Raw genomic sequence first — 1,517 nt, forward strand, 5'->3', positions numbered from 1 at the left:
CTGGCGCGAACGCACGGTGTAGCTGACCACCGCACCCGAAGCATACCGACCAACGTCAAGAGCTGATTTCCGTGTGGCCGACACGACGCGTACGACCTGTCACCAGATCCACCTCGAGATCGTCAAGCAATCCGAGTTGCGCACGTTCGTGGTGCTGCCGAAGCGGTGGATTGTCGAGCGCACCATCGCCCGGCTCACCCCCCGCCAAGCCGACGGCGAGGATGACGACACCGCTTGCCGAAACACCTCATACGAGTCGAGCTTAGCACGCCAACGAAAACATCGCTTTTCGATGCCTCGGCAAAATGCTGGTAAGAATTTCATGTCTAACTGGCAGCATGGTTGCACCTCCAGCCACAGAGCTACCCAAGCATCGCGGCGGCCGTCCCCTGCACCCGCGGCATGACGAAGTGCTGCTGCTCTGGTCATGCGGTCGGGCTACAACTGAGATCAGTTCGATAACAGGCGTCAGCGCCGGCAGCATTGCCTCAATGGTTCACCGTGGCCGCCGCCTCGGTGATCCTCGCGCTCATAGTCGGTATCTCACTGGTGACAGCTGACTGAGGGGGGCATCCGGCCCCAGCAGGCCCCGTATCCTCCCGGCGGCCTGCTCCTTCCAGCTGGGGATTTGTTGGTCGAGTTGGGCGACGAAGACGAGGCGTCAGCTTCGCCACTGCCCTGTGCCGCGCTGGAGCAGCCACACGCCCCCGACCCTCGGCGTCTGCGGTGGACGCTTAGTCCGACAATGGCGACCAACTCGCCGCATTGGCTGCAGCGTAGCTTCGGCATCATCTCCGTCCCGCTCAGGCCGGACGGAAGCTGTGGCACGAGATCCGCCGCCAGCCGGCGCTACCACCGGCGGGGGACGGCGCATTGCACGACGAGGTATCATTCTGCGGCCGGGGCGGCGAAGCCGGTGATAGCTTCACGCATGGCGACCCGGTCACGGCGGAAGGGCGCGAGTTCATCCACTGTCATAAAGGCAACATTCCGCTCCGGGCTGCGGACCTCGGCAAAGGTGGCGATTACGGGTGGCGGGGCGGGCGTGATAATGCTGGACCAGTCAGGTACCTAGCCGGTTGTCATCCGGTGCGGTAGCCGCTCGCCAGGCTTCCCTGGCGAGCGGCTCTGCCCTGGACATCTCGGCCCGGCGCTCGACCGAGCAAGGGTTACGCCCTCGCTACGCGGACAGGATCCACTCCTGCAGTGCCGTAAGAATGTGCCCTGCGGGGCACCTCATTGAGCAATGACAGCGGCGGCGCCAGCTAGTATCGAAATTGAAAACAGTGTCTCTTGTTCGACCTGGGTGCCGGCAAAGACGGTATCGTAATCGGCTCATGCGCAATCTGTACCTCGACCTAGACCTCGACCTCGACCTCGACCTCGGCTGACCGCGTTGCGGCGCAGCTCGCGCTCAGCCTTCTAGCCCGAAAAATTCATGAGGCGGGGCGAGAAGCCTGGTGACGCCGCGGTACGCTCGCGTTCTGGTTGTGCGGGCGCGTTCGGCCGATGCCGGT

Annotated in this window: 1 pseudogene; it reads left to right on the forward strand. The window is 63.7% G+C overall.

Annotated elements, in window-relative coordinates:
• Positions 1-103 precede the first annotated feature (103 nt).
• Positions 104-196, forward strand: a pseudogene (locus EP26_RS36590) (IS5/IS1182 family transposase); the annotation flags it as partial.
• Positions 197-1,517 lie beyond the last annotated feature (1,321 nt).

Source organism: Belnapia moabensis DSM 16746 (assembly GCF_000745835.1).
GTDB lineage: Bacteria > Pseudomonadota > Alphaproteobacteria > Acetobacterales > Acetobacteraceae > Belnapia > Belnapia moabensis.